Source organism: Humitalea sp. 24SJ18S-53, assembly GCF_050632385.1.
Taxonomy (GTDB): Bacteria; Pseudomonadota; Alphaproteobacteria; order Acetobacterales; family Acetobacteraceae; genus Humitalea.
Genome location: NZ_CP192599.1, coordinates 1,491,532 through 1,509,954, shown reverse-complemented (window position 1 = coordinate 1,509,954; position 18,423 = coordinate 1,491,532). Strand labels below are relative to the sequence as shown.

Sequence of the window (18,423 nt, the reverse complement as noted above, 5' to 3'; positions counted from 1 at the left end):
CCCTGCCGACGGCATCGTGGATGCCGCCGATTACTGAAGCGCCGCGCCGATATAGGCATCCCAGATCGACGCCTCCTCGGCCGCAGAAGGCAGCAGCGGGTCGGTGTTCACCCGCACCAGGGGTTCGGAGAAATCACTCTGGTCGAGCAGTTCCAGCCCACAGGCGAGCGCCGATCGCGCCTGCATTTCGCGTGCCATGCGCTGCGCGAAGCCGCCCTGGGATTCGATATAGCCGGACGGGCCGGTGCGGATGAAGGCGCCCCCCCCCACCACCTGCTGCACGAAGCCGGCATAGGCGCGGGCGAGCAGCGGCACATGGATGTTGTCGCGCACATAGGACGGGGTGCGGACCTGGGCCACCTGCCCCGCCTTCCACGTCTTGATCAGATAGGCGCAGAAGCGCGGTTCCTCGAACAAGCCAAACGGGTTCGGGATGACGAACTTGCCGAATGGCAGGCAATACTGCGCCGTCCAGTAGCGGAAGGCCTGCGCCGTGAAGGCTTTTGACAAGCCGTAGGGGGAGAAGGCGACCAGGGGCGGATTGCCCAGGCCTTCGTCGTTCTCGAAGACCGAACCGGTGAGGATCACGGCCTGCAAGCCGCCGCCGGCCAGCGCCTTCAGCACATGCGGCAGGTTGCGGGTATTCGCCGCCAGCGCCCCCGCCAGGTCGTAGTCGGGCGAGCGGTAGTCGCCGACCTCCGCCGCGTGATGGGCCAGCACATCCCAGCCGCCCTCGGCCGCCAGGGCCAGGAAGGCGTCATCGCCAAAGGCCATGCCCCAACGCAGATCGGCGTGGCGGGCCAGTTCCGCCACGCGCGCGGCGCGCACACCATGGTAGGCACCGGCATCCGGCGCCCGCAGGGTCGCCACCACATGGTGACCGGCCTCCGCCAGGGCGCGGGCGATCCAGACGCCGGTGAAGGACGACCCACCGGTCAGCAGGATCTTCACAGCAGGCCGCGCATGCGCTCAAGCCCATGGAACCCGGCATCGAGGTCCGGCCACTTCTGGTCCTTGTCCGAGATTTCCTCGGGCGCGATCGGCCATTGGATGCCGATCGCCGGATCGTTCCAGCGCAACCCGCGCTCGCCCTCGGGCGCGTAGAAGGCGTCGACCATGTACAGCGCCTCGGCATCCTCGGTCAGGGTGATGAAGCCATGCGCGAAACCGTGCGGCACATACATCATCAGCCGGTTCTCGGCCGAGAGTTCGGCGCCATACCACTTGCCGAAGCTGGGCGAGTCCGGACGCAGGTCGACGATCACATCCCAGAAGGCGCCGCGGATGCAGCGCACCAGCTTGGTCTCCGCCGCCGGCGGCAATTGGTAGTGCATCCCGCGCAGGGTGCCCTTCTTGGCGGAGAGCGAATTGTTCACCTGCACGAAGCGGGTCGTCAGACCCTCGGCGGCGAATTCCTTCTCGCAGAAGAAGCGCGCGAAAAACCCGCGCGCGTCGCCGCGCTTTTCCAATTCGATCAGCCGCGCGGTTTCGAGCGGCGTCTTGTGGAAGATCATGCGTCCCTCCAGCCGCCGCGCGACCCGTCGGCCCATTCCAGGCTGTCGTTCAACCGGCCCTGGTCGATCAGCCGTTCCAGCACCTTCAGGCGGATATTCTGCGAGGCGCGGAAATCCGGATCGTCGAAGCCGATGGCGTTCAGCCCGTCGCGCAGCTTGGCGATCGACTCGGTCAGCGAGATCCGCGGCTGGTGATCCGGCGCCAATTTGCGGAACAGCGCGAAATCGACCTTGTAGGAGCGCGTGTCCGGCGGGGCGTCGGTATTGATCGACACGCTCGTGCCCTCGACCGCAGTGCTGACGGCCTGGGCCAGGTCGCGCACCTGGTAGTTCCATTCATCGGAACCGGCGTTGACCGCGAGATAGGCGCCGCCGTTTTCGGCCGGGCGTGCGATCGCCCATTCGATCGCGCGCGCCATGTCGCGCACATCGATCAGCGGCCGCCAGGGCGAGCCGTCGGAGAGCACGGTGATCTGGCCGCTGGACAGCGCGCAGGCGACGAAGTCATTCACCACCAGGTCCAGCCGCAGGCGCGGGGAAAAGCCCGCCGCGGTCGCGAAACGCAGGCAGGTGACCGTCAGGTCGCCGCGGTTCATCTCACGCAAGGCCTGTTCGGTCGCGATCTTGGACCGGGCATAGGCGGTCAGCGGATTGACCGGGTCGGCTTCGGTGCGCGCATCGCCGGCCGCCAGCCCATAGACCGAGCAGGAGGAGGCGAAGACGAAGGACTTCACCCCCGCATCGCGCGCCATGCTGGCGAGCCTGGTCGAGGCACGGTGGTTGATGTCATCCGTCACCACCTCGAACCGCTTGCCCATCGGGTCGTTGGACACCGCGGCCAGGTGGACGACCGCATCCACGCCCTCAAGCAGGGGGGGCTGGATGGCGCGGATGTCGCCATAATGCTGCACGTCGAGGGCGAGTTCCGGCGCAGGGCCGGGCGCCGTCAGGCAATGGCCGAAGAAGCCCGCGTCAAAGCCGATGAGTTCGGCCTCGGGCCAGACGGATCGCAGGTGTGACACAACGACGGGGCCGACATAGCCCATGTTGCCAGTGATCAGGATGCGCATATCGGACGGCCCGCCTACCAAATTTTCCAGGGCGCCTTGCCCTTGGTCCAGAGATCCTCGAGGTAGCGCTTGTCGCGCAGCGTATCCATCGGATGCCAGAAACCGTGATGGTGGCGGACGGACAATTGGCCGTCGGCGGCCAGCCGCTCCATCGGCTCCTTTTCCCAGACGCTGCTGTCACCATCGATATAGTCGACGACCTTGGGGCTGAGCACGAAGAAGCCGCCGTTGATCCAGCCGCCGTCGCCGGCGGGCTTTTCCTCGAACCCCGTCACGCGGGCGCCGTCGAACTTGATGGCGCCGAATCGGCCCGGGGGCATCATGGCGGACACGGTGGCCAGGCGGCCCTCACGCCGATGAAAGTCGATCAGGGATGTGATGTCGACGTCGCCCACGCCGTCGCCATAGGTCAGGCAGAAGGCGTCGTCATTCTCGACATAGGGCAGGATGCGCTTGATGCGCCCGCCGATCATCGTGTCGTCGCCAGTATCGACCAGGGTGACGCGCCAGGGTTCTGACTTGGCCTGGTGGAATTCGATCGTGTTCTTGCCCAGATCGACCGTCACATCCGACCGATGCAGGTAATAATTGGCGAAGTATTCCTTGATGACGTAACCTTTGTAGCCAAGGCAAATGACAAAGTCATTGATGCCATGGGCATGGTATATCTTGAGGATATGCCAAAGGATCGGCTGGCCGCCGATCTCCACCATCGGCTTGGGCCGGCTGCCGGTTTCTTCGGCCAAGCGCGTGCCAAGGCCACCGGCAAGAATTACTGCCTTCAAAAGACACCCTCCGTCATGCATGAATATTTGGTGAATCGTATTATCTATGAAAAATGACGAATCGTCTTATTTTATAGATAATAAATGAAAATTAACCAAGTCCAACCCTTGCCGTGGACCTACCATGATTGGCACCGTCTGTCATTGGGCGAGGGTTGGTCGACGCGCGGACCGGCTCCACAAACGCCCGGCCCTGGCACGTGGACAGAAAAGATCCTGCTGCTAAGTCATGGCACCCCAAAAGCCCCGCATCGTCCAATCAGTGGGGGCAAGCGCCCGAGCGTGATGCAGCAATGACCATTCCAGGCGGCGAAACGGCGGGCGCCCATCGGCACAGCGACGCCGACCAACAAGAATGGCGCCGGTTGCGGCGCGCATCGCGTCGGCAGGCCTTCGCGCCCATCGACAGCGATGATCTCGCCGCCGCCCAGGCCTTGGCCGAGGCGTCGGAAACGGCCCTGGCAGCCGCGGTCGCCGGCCACGCGGCCGAGGCCGCCGCCCTGCGGGAACGGCTCGCGCTTGCGGAAGCCCTGGCGACGGAGCGCGCGGCAGCGCTCGATGCCCTCCTGGGCTCGACCATGTGGCGGGCGACCTCACCATTGCGTCACGCCATCACGCTGGCGCGCCGGCTTCGCAACCCCGCTGCCCCCCCCGCGCGCCCCGAACCGCCGCCGGAACCCGTCCCTGAGGCCGAGGACGCCGGCTATACCGCCTGGATCGCGGATTTCGACCGCTTGCAGCCGCGGGATATCGCCCAGATCCAAGCGCATATCCGCGGTGCCGCCTTTCCCGCCTGGCAAATCGTGGTTCTGCTCGACGAGGCCAGCACCGCCGACGAGATCGCCGCCACGCTGTCCAGCCTGGGCGCGCAAGTCGTCACCGACTGGCGGGCCGAGATCGTCGCACCCCGGCCACCCGCCCTGCCGCATGCCGACACCCGCATCAGCCTTGCCGCACCGGGCCTCAGCACCGGCGAGGCGCCCGTCCTGCTGCTTGGCCCGGGCGCCGTGCTGTCGCCGCACGCCCTGTATATGCTGGCGATCGCCGTGGCGGAGGCGCCCGAGGCGCGGCTGATCTACGCCGATGAAGACCAAATCGCCGCCGACGGCCTGCGGCACGCGCCCTGGTTCAAACCGGACCACTCGCCCGAACTGCTGCGTCATCGCGCCTTTATCGGCGGCTGCGCCGTTCTGCGCGCCGGGGGTGTCGCGCTGGCGCCTTTGGCCGACCCCTGGGCCTTGGCCGCCTTCGCCGCCGGGCTGCCGCGTGCCACGGTGCGCCATGTCCCGGCCTTGCTCAGCCATGCCTTGCGCCCAGCGCCGGACGCCCGTCCGGCGCCGCCGGCCCTCCTGGCCGAAGCGGCACTGCCGCGGATCAGCATCATCATCCCGACGCGCAACCGGCGCGACCTGCTCGAACCTTGCGTGGAGAGCATCCACGCGATCACCGACTGGCCAGGCGCGCTGCTTGAGGTGATCGTGGTCGACAATGCCTCGGACGATCCGGACACGATCGCCTGGCTGGAAACGCAAGCCCAGGCCGGCAGGATCCGGCTGATCCAGGACCCCTCCCCCTTCAGCTACCCCCGCCTGAACAACGGTGCCGCACGGCTTGCCCAGGGCCAGTTGCTGGTCTTGCTGAACAACGACACCGTGGTGCTGCGCGCGGACTGGCTTCGCCTGCTGGCCGGGCAGGCGATGCAGCCCGACGTCGCCGCGGTCGGCGCCAAGCTGCTCTATCCCGATGGCACGGTGCAGCATGGCGGCGTCATCCTCGGCATGCGGGGCCTGGCCATGCATGCCGCGCACGGGCTGGCGGCGGATGCGCCGGGGTATCAGGATCTCGCGGTGCTGACGCATGAGGTTTCTGCCGTCACGGGGGCTTGCCTCGCGATCCGGGCGGAGGTGTTCCGGCAGTTGGGCGGGCTGGACGAACACCTCACGGTTGCTTTCAACGACGTCCTTCTCTGCACCGCCGCCATCGCGGCGGGGTATCGGAACATCCTGGTCGCCGAACCGCTGCTGACGCATTTCGAATCGCAAAGCCGCGGCCCGGACGATACCTGGCCCAAGGCGATAAAATTCCGCAACGAAGGGGCCTATGCGTGGCGGCACGCGAAGGCCCTGTTCAAGAACGATCCTTTCTACAACCCGCATTTTTCCATCGACGCGGTCCATGAACGCGCCTGCCCGCCGCGTGCGCCCCGGCCCTGGCTCGCGGCCGGTGGGGACAGGCGGCGCGTCATGCTGCTGGGCGATCCGCCCGGCGACGGCATGGGCGATATCCTGGCCCAGCAGGTGGCCCACCTGGCGGCCGAGGGCTTCGACATCTGCGTCGCCGGCCCGCATATCCGCGACGCGGCGGCCATTCCCGGCTGCCGATACGTGACGCTGCGCACGCCCATGGAGGCAGCGCGCCTGGCCTTCGAACAACGCATCGACTGTGTCGTGGTGCAGGACCCGTCCTTCTACGCGACGTTCCGCCATCTCGGCGAATGGCCGCGCAGCATCGCCTATATCGGCAGCGCGCCGCCGCCCGACCTGTTCCCCAACGCCGCGGAGCGCGCCGCGGCACAGGCCGAGCGCCGCCTGGAATTCGCCGTGGCCGACAGGTGTTTCGCGGTCTCCGCCGCCAGCGCCGCCGAAACCGGCATCGCGGATATGGGTGTCATACCCTATGGCACGTCGCACCTCCCGATATGGACACAGGCGATGGCCGCGCGTCGTGCCGACATCCGCGCGCGGCTGGGGCTGGGCGATCGGTTCGTCGTGCTCAACCTCTGCCGCTTCGGGCGGGATGCGCGTCATGTCAACGGCCTTGACGCCTATCTGGACGCATCGGAGGTCCTGGCATCGCGCCGGCCCGATCTGGCGGGGCGCGTGGCCTTCCTGCTGGCGGGACGCACGCCGCCGGCGGATGCCGAGTGGCTGCGCGCGGAGGGCCTGCTTGTGGCGGCGCCGGTGTCCGGGGAGGCGCTGCTGGACCTCCATATCGCGGCGGATGCCTATCTGAACCTGGCACTTTGGGATGGCGAGGATTTCGGGATCGGCCAGGCCCTGGCGATGGGGCTTCCGGTGCTGGCCTCGGGGAATCCGGCGCATCGCGGCCTTGGTATCGCCATCGCCGACGATCCCGACGCCGTGGCCGACTGGATCGCGACGCAATGCGAGGCGAAGGATCATGGCGGGCTGCCGCCCCGATCCGGGCATGTCACATCCTGGGCGCCATCCTTCCACCAAATGGCCGAGGCCATCCGCGAGGTCTGCGCGGCACCGCCGCGCGTGTCGCGGTAGGGGCGCCCGGTTCAGCCCGCCAGGAAGGCCGTCACCAGCCCCAGGAACCCCGCCGGGTTTTCCGCATGCACCCAATGCCCGGCCAGGGGCACGGTGGCGAAGGTGGCCGCCGGGAAGAGCCCGCGGAACAGCGCGTGGTGTTCGGGCCGGATGTAGTCTGATTTCTCCCCCGCCAGCACCAGGACGGGGCCGTCGAACCGGCCACCGGGCGGGGCGGCCTCGATCGCCGGCATCCCGGCCGCGAGTTCCACGAGCCCCAGGCGCCAATGCGGCACCGCGCCCTCGAAGCGCAGGCTCTGCAACAGGAAGGCGCGGATGCCCGCCTCCGGCACGGTTTGCGCCAGCGCCGCGTCGGCGGCGCGCCGGGTCAGCCCGGGGTCCAGCGCCAGGCCCTGCATCGCCGCCAGGAAGCCGCGCTGGATCGGCGGATAGGCGACGGGAGCGATATCGGCGACGACCAGGCGCGACACGGCGCCGGGGTCGGCCACGGCCAGCGCCATGGCGACCTTGCCGCCCATGGAATGGCCGATCACCGTGGCGGGGCGCGCGCCCATGGCGGCCAGGGTTTCGGCCACGTCAACGGCCATGGCGGCGTAATCCATGGACGGCCCGCGCGGGCTTTGGCCATGGTTGCGCAGGTCCAGCGCGATGACGCGATAGGAGGCGGACAGCGCCTTCTGGATCGCGCCCCAATTCGCGGCGGCGCCGAACAGCCCGTGCAGCAGGACCAGGGGGGGGCCGTCGCCGGCCTCTGTCGCATGCAGCCGCATCAGCTTCGCGCCGCCACCAGCACGCCCGCCGCGATCAGCACGCCGCCACTGATGATATCCATCCCGATCGGTTCCCCCAGCCAGATCGCGGCCGAAGCCACGCCCACCACCGGCACCATCAGCAGCCCGGCCGAGGCGATGGTGCTCGGCAGGCGCCGGCCGACCTCGATGACGCTCCAGGTGCCCAAGGGGGCCACGATCAGCGCGATCCAGGCGGCATGCAAATAGGCCCCCGGGCCGATGCCGCCATGGGGTTCCCGCCACAGCGCCAGGGGGGTCAGGAAGGCCGCGCTGACCGCGAAGCACCAAGGCAGCAGCGATACGATCGGCTGCGCCGGCGGATACAGGCGGGTGATCAGGATCGCGATGGTCCAGGACAGCGCCGCCAGCAGCAGCATGCCATTGCCGACCAGGGCGGCCGGCGATGTCCAGTCCACCGCCCAGGGTCCGGCCAGCGCCACCACCCCCGCGACCCCAAGCCCGGCCGCGAGCCAGCGCCGGGGCGACACTTTCTCATGCAGCAGCAGCACCGACAGCGGCACCAGCCAGGGGGTGATGACATTGGCCAGCACCGCGGTGCGCCCGGCGCTGGTCAGCATCACCGCCAGATGCGCCAGGGCGAAGAACACCGCGAGCTGGAAGAAACCCACCCCCAGGATCGTCGGCCAGTCCCGCCGCATCGGCCAGACCAGCCGCCGCGACAATGCGAGGAAGGCAAAGGCCATCGCCGCCGCCCCCAGGCTGCGGGCCGTGGCGAACCACAGCGGCGTCGCATCCTGCATGGCGTGCTTGGTGATCGGCCAGGCCAGGCCGAACAACACCACCGCGATGCCGAGCAGCCGGAAGTCGGCCGGCTTGATCACCGGGCCAGGCTCAATCGGCGACCTTCAGCATGATCTTGCCGACATGGGCGCTGCTTTCCATCAGGGCATGCGCCGCCGCCGCCTCGGCCAGCGGAAAGACCGTGTGGATATGCGGCCCGGCGCGGCCCTCGGCCAGGATCGGCCAGACGCGGGCTTCCAACTCGGCCGCGATCGCCGCCTTCTGCGCGGTGGTGCGTGGGCGCATGGTGCTGCCGGTCACGGTCAGGCGGCGCATCATGATGTGGCGCAGTTCCACCTTCTCGGCCAGGCTGCCTTGCAGGAAGGCGATCTGCACCAGCCGCCCATCCATCGCGAGACACCGCAGGTTTTTCGCGAAATACGGCGCGCCAACCATGTCGAGCACGACATCGACGCCGCGCTTTTGGGTCACGGCCTGCAATTCGGCGACCCAGTCCTGGGTCTTGTAATCGAAAGCGGCATCGGCGCCGAAACGCAGGCATTCGGCGACTTTGTCGGCACTGCCGGCGGTGGCATAGGTCTTGGCGCCAAAGGCCTTGGCCAATTGGATCGCGGTCACGCCGATGCCGCTGGTGCCGCCATGCACCAGCATGGATTCACCGGGCGCCAGCCGGCCATGGCCGAACAGATTGGCCCAGACCGTAAAATAGGTTTCCGGCAGGGCGGCGGCGCGGATCGCGTCATAGCCCGCGGGCCAGGGCAGGCATTGCGCGGCGGGGGCGGCGCAGTATTCGGCATAGCCGCCACCATTGGCCAGGGCGCAGACGCGGTCGCCGATCTGCCACCGCGCGGCGTCGGGGCCAAGCGCGACGACCTCCCCGGCGACTTCCAATCCGCACAGCGGGCTGGCGCCGGGCGGCGGCGGATAGGTCCCCTCGCGCTGCGCGACATCCGGGCGGTTCACCCCGGCGGCGAGCACCCGGATCAGCACCTCGTCGGATTTCGGCACCGGCAAGGGGCCACTCGCCGGGACCAGCACCTCCGGCCCGCCGCCCTTGCCGTGGTCGATGTAGGTCATGCTCTGCGGCAACATGGCGGCCCCCCTTAGAACTCTGCCGGCACAGAGCCTGCGGGCGCGCGGCCGGTCAAGCCGCGCGCCCGCGTGGCGGCGTCAGTTCGCCGTGATATTCGCCTCGCGCACGATGCTGCCCCATTTGGCCGCCTCGTCGCGCAGCCAGGCGGCGGAGGTGTCCGGCGTGGTGTCGGACCGCAATTCCATCGCCAGGTCGGACAGGCGCCGCTGCACGTCCGGCATGGCGGCGACGGTGTTGAAGGCCGCATTGATGGCGGCCACGACCGGCGCTGGCGTGCCCGCGGGGGCGAAGACCATGTGCCAGGTGGAGGCGACCAGCCCCGGCATCCCGGCCTCGGCCGTCGTCGGGACGTTCGGCAGTTGCGGCAGCCGGGTGGTCCCCATGACCGCGATCGGCTTCAACTCACCACGCTGCGCGAAGGCGAGGTTGCTGGTGGCGACGTCGATCAGGATCGGCACCCGCCCCGCCAGCACATCCGGCATGGCCGCGGCCGAACCGCGATACGGCACGTGATTGGCCCGCAGCCCGCCCGCCTGGGACAGGAACAGCTCCGAGGCCAGATGCAGGGCGCCGCCGTTGCCGCTGCTGGCATAGTCGTACTTGCCCGGGTTCGCCCGGATCTCCGCGACGAGTTCCTGCAGCGTATTGGCCGGGAAATCCTTGTTGACCGTGATCAGCATCGGAATGACGCCGCAGAGCGCAACCGGGGTGAAATCGGCCATGGGATCGAAGGTCAGGCGCGGGAAGAGTGCCGGCAGCACCGAATGGGCGACGGTCGTATAGAGCAGCGTCGCACCATCCTTGGGCGACTTGGCAACCGCCTCCGTGCCGACCACGACGCCGGCGCCGGTGCGATTGTCCACGATCACCCGCTGCGGCAGCATGTTGGACAGTTGTTCGGCAAACAGCCGTGCCGGCACGTCGGTCGGGCCACCGGCGGCGAAGGGCACCACCAGCCGCACCGGCTGCGTCGGCCACACAGGCGCGGTCTGGGCCAGAGAGACCCGCGCCAGCACGGGCGCGGCAAGCGCGCCCAGCAAAAGGCTGCGGCGGGGAACCGCCAGACCACTACGCGGCTGTATCGTCGTCATTCGCATGAAGCTCCCGTTAGATAAGAGGGCTACTTCGTGCGTGCCGCCGCCTGCGTCAACCATTGAGCAAGTTTGGATGGCACTTCGAATCACTCGCGGCTTCGGTGTCGAAACGACGAGACTCGCGGGGACAGCGCGCGGCCAGTCGGGCCGCGCGCCCCTGGTTCAGTTCGCCGTGATATTCGCCTCGCGCACGATGCGGCCCCATTTGGCCGTCTCGTCGCGCAGCCAGGCGGCGGCGCTTGCGGGCGTGCTGTCGACCTTCAATTCCATCGCGAGGTCCGACAGGCGCTGCTGCACCTCCGGCATCGCGGCCACCCGGTTGAAGGCGGCATTGATCGCCGTGACGATCGGCATGGGCGTGCCCGCCGGCGCGAAGACCATGTGCCAGGTGGAGGCGACCAGCCCCGGCATCCCGGCCTCCGCCGTCGTCGGGACAGTCGCCAGTTGCGGCAGGCGGGTGGTGCCCATGACGGCAATGGCCTTCAACTCGCCACGCTGCACATAGGTGATCGCGCCGGAGGCGACATCGACCAGGATCGGCACCCGCCCCGACAGCACATCCGGCATCGCCGCGGCCGAACCGCGATAGGGCACATGGTTGGCACGCAAGCCGCCCGCCTGATTCAGCAGAAGCTCCGACGCCAGGTGCACCGCGCCGCCATTGCCGCTGCTGGCATAATCGTACTTGCCCGGATTTTCCCGGATGACCGCGACCAGTTCCTGCAGCGTATTGGCCGGGAAATCCTTGTTGACCGTGATCAGCATCGGGATGATGCCGCAGAGCGCGACCGGGGTGAAATCGGCCACCGGATCGAAGGACAGGCGCGGAAACAGCGCCGGCAGCACCGAATGGGCGACGGTGTTGTAGAGCAGGGTCGCACCATCCTTCGGCGATTTGGCGACCAGTTCGGTTCCCACCACGACGCCGGCGCCGGTGCGGTTTTCCACGATCACCCGCTGCGGCAGGATGTTGGACAATTGATCGGCGAACAGACGCGCCGGGATATCGGTCGGGCCGCCGGCGGCGAAGGGCACGATCAGCCGCACGGGCTGGGTGGGCCACACGGGCGCCGTGGTGGGCGCCGTCTGGGCGCGAGCGATCGCCGGGGCGGCAAGACCCGCAAGGACCAGTCCGCGGCGCGGAATCATCATTGTCATTTGGCACGTCGCTCCCGTTTGTTTTGCGGAAACCTGCGGTCGCGCGGCGCCTGGCGTCAACTGGCGATGATGCTGGCGTAAAGATCGGGGTCGGTCGCGCCCTCGGTACCAAAGAGCAGCACGCGGCTGTTGGGGCGCAGCCAGAGCATCTGCGCCGCGAATTCCACCTGCGTCACCAGCATCAGCGCCGCCAGCCCCGCGACGCCGCTTTCGCCGGCCACGATGGGCGGGTCGCGCCGGGCAAGGGCGCGCATCGTCTCCGCCGCGGCCGCATCGGGAATGGTGACGGCGGCCCAGGCGCTGCGGGACAGTTCCTGCCAGGCAAGCAGGCTCGGCTCGCCACAGGCCAGCCCGGCCATGATGGTGTCGAGGTCGCCGCCGACCGTGATCGATTTGCCGGCCTCCAGGCTATCGGCGATACAGGCGGCGCGTTCGGGTTCGACCACGACGATGGTCAGCGCCCGATCAGGGTAGCGGCCGCGCAGATGCGCCGCGACCGCCGCCGCGACCCCGCCGACGCCGGCCTGGATGAAGGCATGGGTCGGCGGTTCGGCCAATTGGTCGCAAGCCTCGTCCACCATCAGCCGATAGCCCTGCATCACATCGCGCGGGATTTCGGTGTAGCCGGGCCAGGAGGTGTCGGACACGACGTGCCAGCCGTGCAGCGCCGCGGCCTCCGCCGCCGCGCGCACCGCGTCGTCGTAATTGCCGGGGACTTCGCGCACTTCCGCCCCCCAGGCGGCGATGGCGTCGCGGCGGCCCTGGCTGACGGTGGGATGGACGAAGATCATGCAAGCCGCGCCAAAGCGCTGCGCGCCCCAGGCGACGCTGCGGCCGTGGTTGCCATCGGTCGCGCAGGTGATGGTGATGCGCGACACCGCCTCGGCATAGCGCCCGGCGATCAGGTCGGCGCTGGTCGCGTTGGGGGCGATGCCGGCCTTGGCCAATTCCATCACCAGCACGCGCAGCACGGCATAGGCCCCGCCCAGCGCCTTGAAGGACCCCAGGCCGAAGCGCTGGCTTTCATCCTTCCACCAGACCTCGGCCACGCCCGCCTCGGCCGCGAAATCGGCCAGCGGCAGCAGCGGCGTCGGCGCATAGCCGGGCCAGGATGTGATCTCGGCCTTGGCGCGACGGAACCCGCCATCGGGCAGGGTCACGGTGCCGGGGATGCCGTAGTCCTTGTTCAGGACCAGGCGGAAGACATGCTTTGGCGTCATGGCGCGGACCCTGGCCCAGGACCCCCGCCCGGGCAACTGGCGCGATGCCGCCACCCCCGGCAGAATGCCCCAAAATATGGAGGCCGCAGGCACATGCAGATCACCATCCTGGGCGGCGCCGGCTTTCTGGGCGCACGCCTGGCCGCGCGGCTCGCGCAAGCGGGCCACCTCGGCGACCGCGCCATCACCGGGCTGACCCTGTTCGACCTGGCGCTGCCGAAAGCCCCGCAGGGCGCCGCCTTCCCCATCCGCTGCCTGGCCGGCGACATCGCGGACCCCACCTCGGTCGCCGCCGCCATCCCGCAGGGCACGGGGCTGGTGGTGCACCTGGCCGCCGTGGTTTCCGCCGCGGCCGAGGCGGATTTCGACCTGGGGCTGCGGGTGAACCTGCATGGCACCCTGGCGGTGCTGGCGGCCTGCCGAGCGCTGCGCACGCCGCCGCGGGTGGTCTTCACCTCCTCGGTCGCGTCCTTCGGCGGGGGCCAGGACGTCGTGCTGGCCGATGACGCGCGGCAACTGCCGGGCAATTCCTACGGCGCCCAAAAAGCCATGGGCGAATTGCTGCTGCAGGACGCGAGCCGGCGGGGGATGCTGGATGCGGTGTCGCTGCGGCTGCCGACGGTGATCGTGCGCCCGGGGCGGCCGAACAAGGCGGCGTCGTCCTTCGTCTCCTCCATCCTGCGCGAGCCGCTGCTGGGGCTGCAAACCAGCCTGCCGGTCCCGGAAAGCTTCGGCGTCTGGATCTGTTCGCCCAACCGCGCGATCGACTGGTTCCTGCACGCGGCCGCGATGGACACCGGGCCCCTGGGCATCGACCGCGGCATCAACCCGCCGGGGCTGCGCGTCACCGCCGGGCAGATGCTGGCCGCCCTGGAAGCCGTCGGCGGCCCCGCAGCCCGCGCCCTGGTGCGCGCCGAACCCGATGCCGCCATCGCCGCCATCGTCGGCGGCTGGCCCGCCGAATTCGCCGCGACCCGCGCGCGGAGACTGGGCTTCTCGCAGCAGGAAGACGTCGAAACCCTGCTGCGCGCCTTCATCGCCGAGGACCTGGCGGCGACGAAGGCGGAACGCGGGCTGTAAGATACGGGGAGGTTGCGCCGTGGAGGGGGCTGTTCGCCCCCTCCACACCTCCCCCAACCAGGGGCCGCCGCCCCTGGACCGGCGCGATGTATTGGCAGAATAAAGAGAGGGGCATGGAGCACCCGCGATCACTGGAACGCCAATAACGCCCCTCTCTTTATTCTGCCAAACCCCGTGGGTTCCAAGGGGTCACCGCCCCTTGGTGGGGAGAGTTTGAGAGGGGCGAAGCCTCTCTCAAGGCGCCACCCTCCCCATTACTTACCCACGCGCGGCGTGTGCGATGTCCAGTTGTGTGTCTCGTTTGTCGCGTCGCGGCACCAGCGCCAGAAGGCGTCGTAGAGCACCATTCCGGCATCCAGTTGCGCCAGGTCGTCGCCAAAAATCCGCGACAGGCCGAGTGAGGCTGCCAGCAGCCCCGCCGCTTCCGGTGCCAGGTCCGGTCGCGCCGTGTCGGCGCCGCGCACGATGGTCGCCAGGTGGGCCAGCCCGGGCACCGCGCCCAGGCCCCATTCGGCGAGCATCACGTCAAAGGTGCAGTCCTCGCCCCGATGGCTCCAGAACACGCCCGGTCCCTCGATGTCGAAGGGGGTGGCGCCAAAGCGGTCGGCCACCGCCGCGACCTCGGGCGGTGAGACGAAGAGGAACACGGCCAAGGGGTCGATGAAGCGGCGGATCAGCCAGGGGCAGGCGATGCGATCCACCTTGGGCCGCGCGCGGGTGACCCAAAGTGTGCGGCCCAGGGCGTCGCGTGAGGGTATGAGCGCCGCCGGGACCAGGGACTGGCCGGCGGCGGCCCAGGCGGCGAAACCGCCGTCCAGGTTTTCGGCCTCGGCGCCCGCGTGGCGCAGCCAGGCGGCGACGCCCTGGCTGAGTTTCAGACCCTTCTGGCAGACGACGATGGCATTGCGCCCCTGCCAGGCCGGCGCCCAATCGGCGACGTCGGCATGGGCATGGCGGATGCTGCCCGGGATCAGCCGCGGGTCGGCGGCGAAATCCTCCGGCGTGCGGACATCGATCACCGCGGGGCAGGTGTGGGTGCCGATCAGGCGGGCGAATTTGTCGATGGAAATGGTGGTGGGGCCAGACATGGCGCGTCCTTCCGACATGGGGGGACGCGATGCATTCGGCTGACGCCTCACGGGGCGATCGCGGACCCCATGGGTGATCTGAATACGCCCTGGCCCGCTGGTGTCAACAATCGCGTGCGCCTGGACGGATGATGGCGGTGGCATAGACTGGCGCCTTGATATCGGAGACCGCGGCGTGACGGATTCAGTGGGTGGGCGGGCGACGATCGGATTCTTCGGCCACGGGGCCGCGTGACCATGGCCCCCCATGTCGCCATCGCCGGCGCCGGGCCGTCGGGGATGACGGCCGCCCTGTTCCTCGCGCGCCAGGGCATTGCCGTGACCGTGCTGGAACGGCACCAGATGCCCTTCGCCGATCCGCGGGCCGCGACGATCCATCCGCCGACCATGGAACTCTACGCCGAAAGCGGCGTGACGGAGGCGCTGCACAGGCGCGGCATCGTCGCCCCCGTCTGGCAGTTCCGCGGGCGCGAGGAAGGCGTGATTGCGGAATTCGACCTGGGACAGTTGGCCGACTGCACGCCCTTTCCCTATCGGCTGCAATGCGAACAGCACAAGCTGGTCGAAGTCCTGATCGACAAGCTCGCGGCCTTCCCGCATGCGCGGATCAAATGGGGCACCGTGGTCCAGGATGTGGCGCAGGATGCGTCGGGCGTGACCCTCGCGACCACCATGGGCACGCTCCGCGCCGATTACCTCATCGGCGCGGATGGCGGCCGCAGCGTGGTGCGCAAGTCGCAGAACATCGGCTTCGACGGCTTCACCTATCCGGAGCGCTTCCTGGTCATCACCACGCCGCATGATTTCGGCGCGGATGGGTTCGCGATCTCCTCCTATGTCTCCGACCCGCGCGAATGGTGCGCGCTGTTCAAGGTGCCGGGGACGACGCCGGAGGGGCTGTGGCGCGTCGTCTTCCCGACCGATCCGGCGGCCGACGATTCCGGGCTGCTGGATTTCGTCGCGGCCGAACGCCGGTTGCAGGGGCTGATCCCGCGCGACGGACCATACCAGGTGGTGCACACCAATCTTTATGCGGTGCACCAGCGCGTCGCCTCGGCGTTTCGTGCCGGGCGCGTGCTGCTGGCGGGCGATGCGGCGCATGTGAACAATCCGCTCGGCGGCATGGGGATGAACTTTGGCATCCATGACGCGGCCAATGCGGCGGAAAAACTTGGCGCTGTGCTGCGGGGCGCGGATGACACGCTGCTGGACCGCTACGACCGGCAGCGGCGGCATGTCGCCAAGGCCTTTTTGCAGGCCATGACCATCGCCAACAAACAGAACCTGGAGGAGAAGGACCCCGTCGCCCGCCAGGCGCGGCTGGACGGATTGCGCGCGACCGCCGCCGACCCCGCGCGGGCGCGGGCGCATCTGCTGAAAACCTCGATGATCGACGGGTTTGCCGCCGCCGCCGCCATCGCATAACGGAAACGGCTTGCCCGGCGCCGCGCCCTGCCGCATCTAATCCCCAACGAAACGGGGAAAACAGCCATGTCCGAGATCGCACGCCGCACCGCGTTGATGGCGCTTGGCGCCGCCGCCCTTGCCCGCCCCGCCTTCGCCCAGCCCGCCGGCCGCACCGTGCGCGCGCTGCTCGGCTGGCCGCCGGGCGGGTCGTCGGACATCGTCGCCCGCACCTATGCCGAAAAGATGCGCGGCACGCTGGCGCCGAATATCGTCGTGGAAAACCGCCCCGGCGCCGGTGGGCGTATCGCGCTGGAGGCCGCCAAGGCCGCCCCCGCCGATGGCAGCCTGTATATCCAGACCCCGGCCTCGATGCTGACCATCTACCCGCATCTGTACCGGACGCTGCGCTATGACGCGCTGACCGATTTCACGCCGGTCACCACGGTCTGCGCCTTTCCCTTCGCGCTGACGGTGCGGGCGGATCACCCGGCGAAGACGCTGGCCGAGTTCATCGCCTGGGGCCGTGGCCGGCCGCAGATCGACTGGGCCAGCCCCTCCCCCGGCACCATGCCGCATTTCCTGGGCGTGCAATTCGCCCGGCAGACCGGCCTGGCGATGAACCACATCCCCTATCGCGGCGGCGCGCCGGTGATGACCGATGTGCTGGCGGGGGTGATCACGGCGGGGATCAACGTGCTGTCCGAACCGACGCCGTTTCACCTCGGCGGGCAGATGCGGATCCTGGCGATCTCCTCGCCGCAGCGGGTCGCGCGGCTGCCCGATGTGCCGACCTTTGCCGAAAGCGGCTTTGCCGAATTCACGCAGCAGGAATGGTTCGGCATCCTGCTGCCGGCGGGTGCGGCCCCCGCCGTGCTGAACCCGCTGCATGCGGCGCTGGTCGCGGCATCGCAGACCGCCGAGGTGCGCGACGTGCTGACCCGCCTGGAATTTTCCACCGAGACCATGACCCCCACGGCTTTTGCCGAACGCATCCGCACCGAGCGCGATTTCTGGGGCCCGATCGTCGCGGCCTCCGGCTTCCGTCCAGAGGAATGATTTTGGGGGAATGATTTGGCGCGCCACCTCGACCAACGCCTGAAACTCCGGCTGCTGCGCGCGGTCGAGGCGATCGGCGCCCAGCGCAGCATCCTCAAGGCCAGTGCCGCCCTTGGCATCGCCCAGCCCGCGCTGTCGCGGTCGCTGGCCGAGGCGGAGGATGTCGCGGGACTGCCCCTGTTCGAACGCCATGCCCGTGGCGTGCGGCCGACCGCCGCGGGTGCCGCCGTCATCGCGACCGCGCGGCAGATCATGGCGGAGTTGCGCCGTCTGGATGCCGAACTCGACGGCCTGGCGGTCGCGGCCAGCGGCACGCTCACCCTGGGCGTGCTGCCGGTCGCCGCGGCCGGCATGCTGCCCGGGGTCATGGCCCGGCTGACCGCGCGCCACCCCGAATTGATGCTGCGCATCGTCCAGGGCCGCACCGAGGATTTGTTGCCGCGCCTGGCCGCCGGGGAGATCGACCTGATCGCCGGGCGCCTCTACGACCCGCCGCAGCCGGACGGGTTTCTGCGCGAAACGCTGTATGACGAGCCCATCGCCCTGCTGGCCCGCGCCGGGCACCCGCTGGCCGATGGCCAGGCGCCGACCGCCGAACGCATCGCAGCCTATGGGCTGGTGCTGCCCACGGTGACCCAGCGCGTGGGGCTGGAGATCGACGCCCTGCTGGCGCTGCTCGGCCTGCCGCAGGCGAACGCGCTGCGGTCCTCCTCCTATGAATTCATCCGCGAGATGCTGCACACCACCGACCTCGTGTCGGTGATGCCGCGCAACATGCTGGCGGGCGACCTGCTGCGCGGCACCATCCGCCCCCTGCCCTTGCCGGTCGCGGTCCCCGCCCGGCCCGCCGGGCTGATCCGCCGCGCCGACCGGCCGCTATCGGCGGCGGCCGAGGCCTTTTGCGACGCGTTGCGCGCCTATGTCGCGGCGCTGGACGCCATGCCGGCGCAGCATAGCCTGCCCTGACAAAGCGATAGGACACATCCCCCCGATCCGCGCCAAACACCGCGCA

16 protein-coding genes are annotated in these 18,423 nt (G+C 69.2%); 5 read left to right on the top strand and 11 right to left on the bottom strand.

The window, feature by feature from the left end; genetic code table 11:
• Nucleotides 1-30 precede the first annotated feature (30 nt).
• From ACQW02_RS07345 to rfbF, 4 genes are read right to left on the bottom strand one after another with little or no spacing between them, the layout of a single operon-like run.
• A complete protein-coding gene (locus ACQW02_RS07345) occupies nucleotides 31-951 on the bottom strand; it encodes an NAD-dependent epimerase/dehydratase family protein (RefSeq protein WP_431284613.1) in 921 nt (306 codons plus the stop codon).
• Nucleotides 948-1,514: a dTDP-4-dehydrorhamnose 3,5-epimerase gene (gene rfbC / locus ACQW02_RS07340; RefSeq protein ID WP_431284612.1), complete on the bottom strand. Its 567-nt coding sequence runs from the start codon at nucleotides 1,512-1,514 to the stop codon at nucleotides 948-950. Before rfbC ends, ACQW02_RS07345 begins: the two co-directional genes overlap by 4 nt.
• Nucleotides 1,511-2,584, bottom strand: a complete 1,074-nt coding sequence (locus ACQW02_RS07335) for an NAD-dependent epimerase/dehydratase family protein (protein ID WP_431284611.1) — start codon at nucleotides 2,582-2,584, stop codon at nucleotides 1,511-1,513. The genes rfbC and ACQW02_RS07335 overlap by 4 nt, the downstream gene beginning before the upstream one ends.
• A 14-nt stretch (nucleotides 2,585-2,598) precedes the next feature.
• Nucleotides 2,599-3,390 carry a glucose-1-phosphate cytidylyltransferase gene (gene rfbF / locus ACQW02_RS07330; protein ID WP_431284610.1) on the bottom strand — a complete coding sequence of 264 codons (792 nt, stop codon included), beginning with the start codon at nucleotides 3,388-3,390 and terminating at the stop codon, nucleotides 2,599-2,601.
• 272 nt (nucleotides 3,391-3,662) lie between these two features.
• Here rfbF and ACQW02_RS07325 point away from each other — a divergent pair, with 272 nt between their 5' ends.
• Nucleotides 3,663-6,662, top strand: a complete 3,000-nt coding sequence (locus ACQW02_RS07325) for a glycosyltransferase (protein WP_431284609.1) — start codon at nucleotides 3,663-3,665, stop codon at nucleotides 6,660-6,662.
• A gap of 11 nt (nucleotides 6,663-6,673) precedes the next feature.
• Here the strand turns inward: ACQW02_RS07325 and ACQW02_RS07320 are convergent, their stop codons facing one another.
• The 6 genes from ACQW02_RS07320 to ACQW02_RS07295 all read right to left on the bottom strand — a co-directional run bounded on the left by ACQW02_RS07320 (nucleotide 6,674) and on the right by ACQW02_RS07295 (nucleotide 12,780).
• A complete protein-coding gene (locus ACQW02_RS07320; protein WP_431284608.1) occupies nucleotides 6,674-7,432 on the bottom strand; it encodes an alpha/beta fold hydrolase in 759 nt (252 codons plus the stop codon).
• The gene (locus ACQW02_RS07315) at nucleotides 7,432-8,295 is read right to left on the bottom strand and encodes a DMT family transporter (protein WP_431284607.1); all 864 of its coding nucleotides are present in this window, start codon (nucleotides 8,293-8,295) and stop codon (nucleotides 7,432-7,434) included. The genes ACQW02_RS07320 and ACQW02_RS07315 overlap by 1 nt, the downstream gene beginning before the upstream one ends.
• A 10-nt stretch (nucleotides 8,296-8,305) precedes the next feature.
• Nucleotides 8,306-9,307 (bottom strand): NAD(P)H-quinone oxidoreductase, encoded by a 1,002-nt coding sequence (locus ACQW02_RS07310; RefSeq protein WP_431284606.1) that lies wholly within the window; start codon nucleotides 9,305-9,307, stop codon nucleotides 8,306-8,308.
• A gap of 78 nt (nucleotides 9,308-9,385) precedes the next feature.
• Nucleotides 9,386-10,399, bottom strand: coding sequence for a Bug family tripartite tricarboxylate transporter substrate binding protein (locus tag ACQW02_RS07305; RefSeq protein WP_431284605.1), 1,014 nt, complete (start codon nucleotides 10,397-10,399; stop codon nucleotides 9,386-9,388).
• A gap of 165 nt (nucleotides 10,400-10,564) precedes the next feature.
• A complete protein-coding gene (locus tag ACQW02_RS07300; RefSeq protein WP_431284604.1) occupies nucleotides 10,565-11,560 on the bottom strand; it encodes a Bug family tripartite tricarboxylate transporter substrate binding protein in 996 nt (331 codons plus the stop codon).
• Between the two features lie 56 nt (nucleotides 11,561-11,616).
• Nucleotides 11,617-12,780, bottom strand: a complete 1,164-nt coding sequence (locus ACQW02_RS07295) for a diaminopropionate ammonia-lyase (RefSeq protein ID WP_431284603.1) — start codon at nucleotides 12,778-12,780, stop codon at nucleotides 11,617-11,619.
• A gap of 93 nt (nucleotides 12,781-12,873) precedes the next feature.
• Here ACQW02_RS07295 and denD point away from each other — a divergent pair, with 93 nt between their 5' ends.
• Nucleotides 12,874-13,860, top strand: a complete 987-nt coding sequence (gene denD / locus ACQW02_RS07290) for a D-erythronate dehydrogenase (RefSeq protein WP_431284602.1) — start codon at nucleotides 12,874-12,876, stop codon at nucleotides 13,858-13,860.
• Nucleotides 13,861-14,114: 254 nt separating this feature from the next.
• Here denD and ACQW02_RS07285 read toward each other — a convergent pair whose 3' ends face one another.
• Nucleotides 14,115-14,948: a chromate resistance protein ChrB domain-containing protein gene (locus tag ACQW02_RS07285; RefSeq protein ID WP_431284601.1), complete on the bottom strand. Its 834-nt coding sequence runs from the start codon at nucleotides 14,946-14,948 to the stop codon at nucleotides 14,115-14,117.
• Nucleotides 14,949-15,185: 237 nt separating this feature from the next.
• Here ACQW02_RS07285 and ACQW02_RS07280 point away from each other — a divergent pair, with 237 nt between their 5' ends.
• From ACQW02_RS07280 to ACQW02_RS07270, 3 genes are all read left to right on the top strand, one after another.
• Complete coding sequence (locus ACQW02_RS07280) at nucleotides 15,186-16,373, top strand: FAD-dependent oxidoreductase (RefSeq protein ID WP_431285871.1); 1,188 nt, start codon at nucleotides 15,186-15,188, stop codon at nucleotides 16,371-16,373.
• A gap of 66 nt (nucleotides 16,374-16,439) precedes the next feature.
• Nucleotides 16,440-17,411 carry a tripartite tricarboxylate transporter substrate-binding protein gene (locus ACQW02_RS07275; RefSeq protein WP_431284600.1) on the top strand — a complete coding sequence of 324 codons (972 nt, stop codon included), beginning with the start codon at nucleotides 16,440-16,442 and terminating at the stop codon, nucleotides 17,409-17,411.
• A gap of 15 nt (nucleotides 17,412-17,426) precedes the next feature.
• Nucleotides 17,427-18,377 carry a LysR substrate-binding domain-containing protein gene (locus ACQW02_RS07270; RefSeq protein ID WP_431284599.1) on the top strand — a complete coding sequence of 317 codons (951 nt, stop codon included), beginning with the start codon at nucleotides 17,427-17,429 and terminating at the stop codon, nucleotides 18,375-18,377.
• The last annotated feature ends 46 nt before the right edge of the window (nucleotides 18,378-18,423 follow it).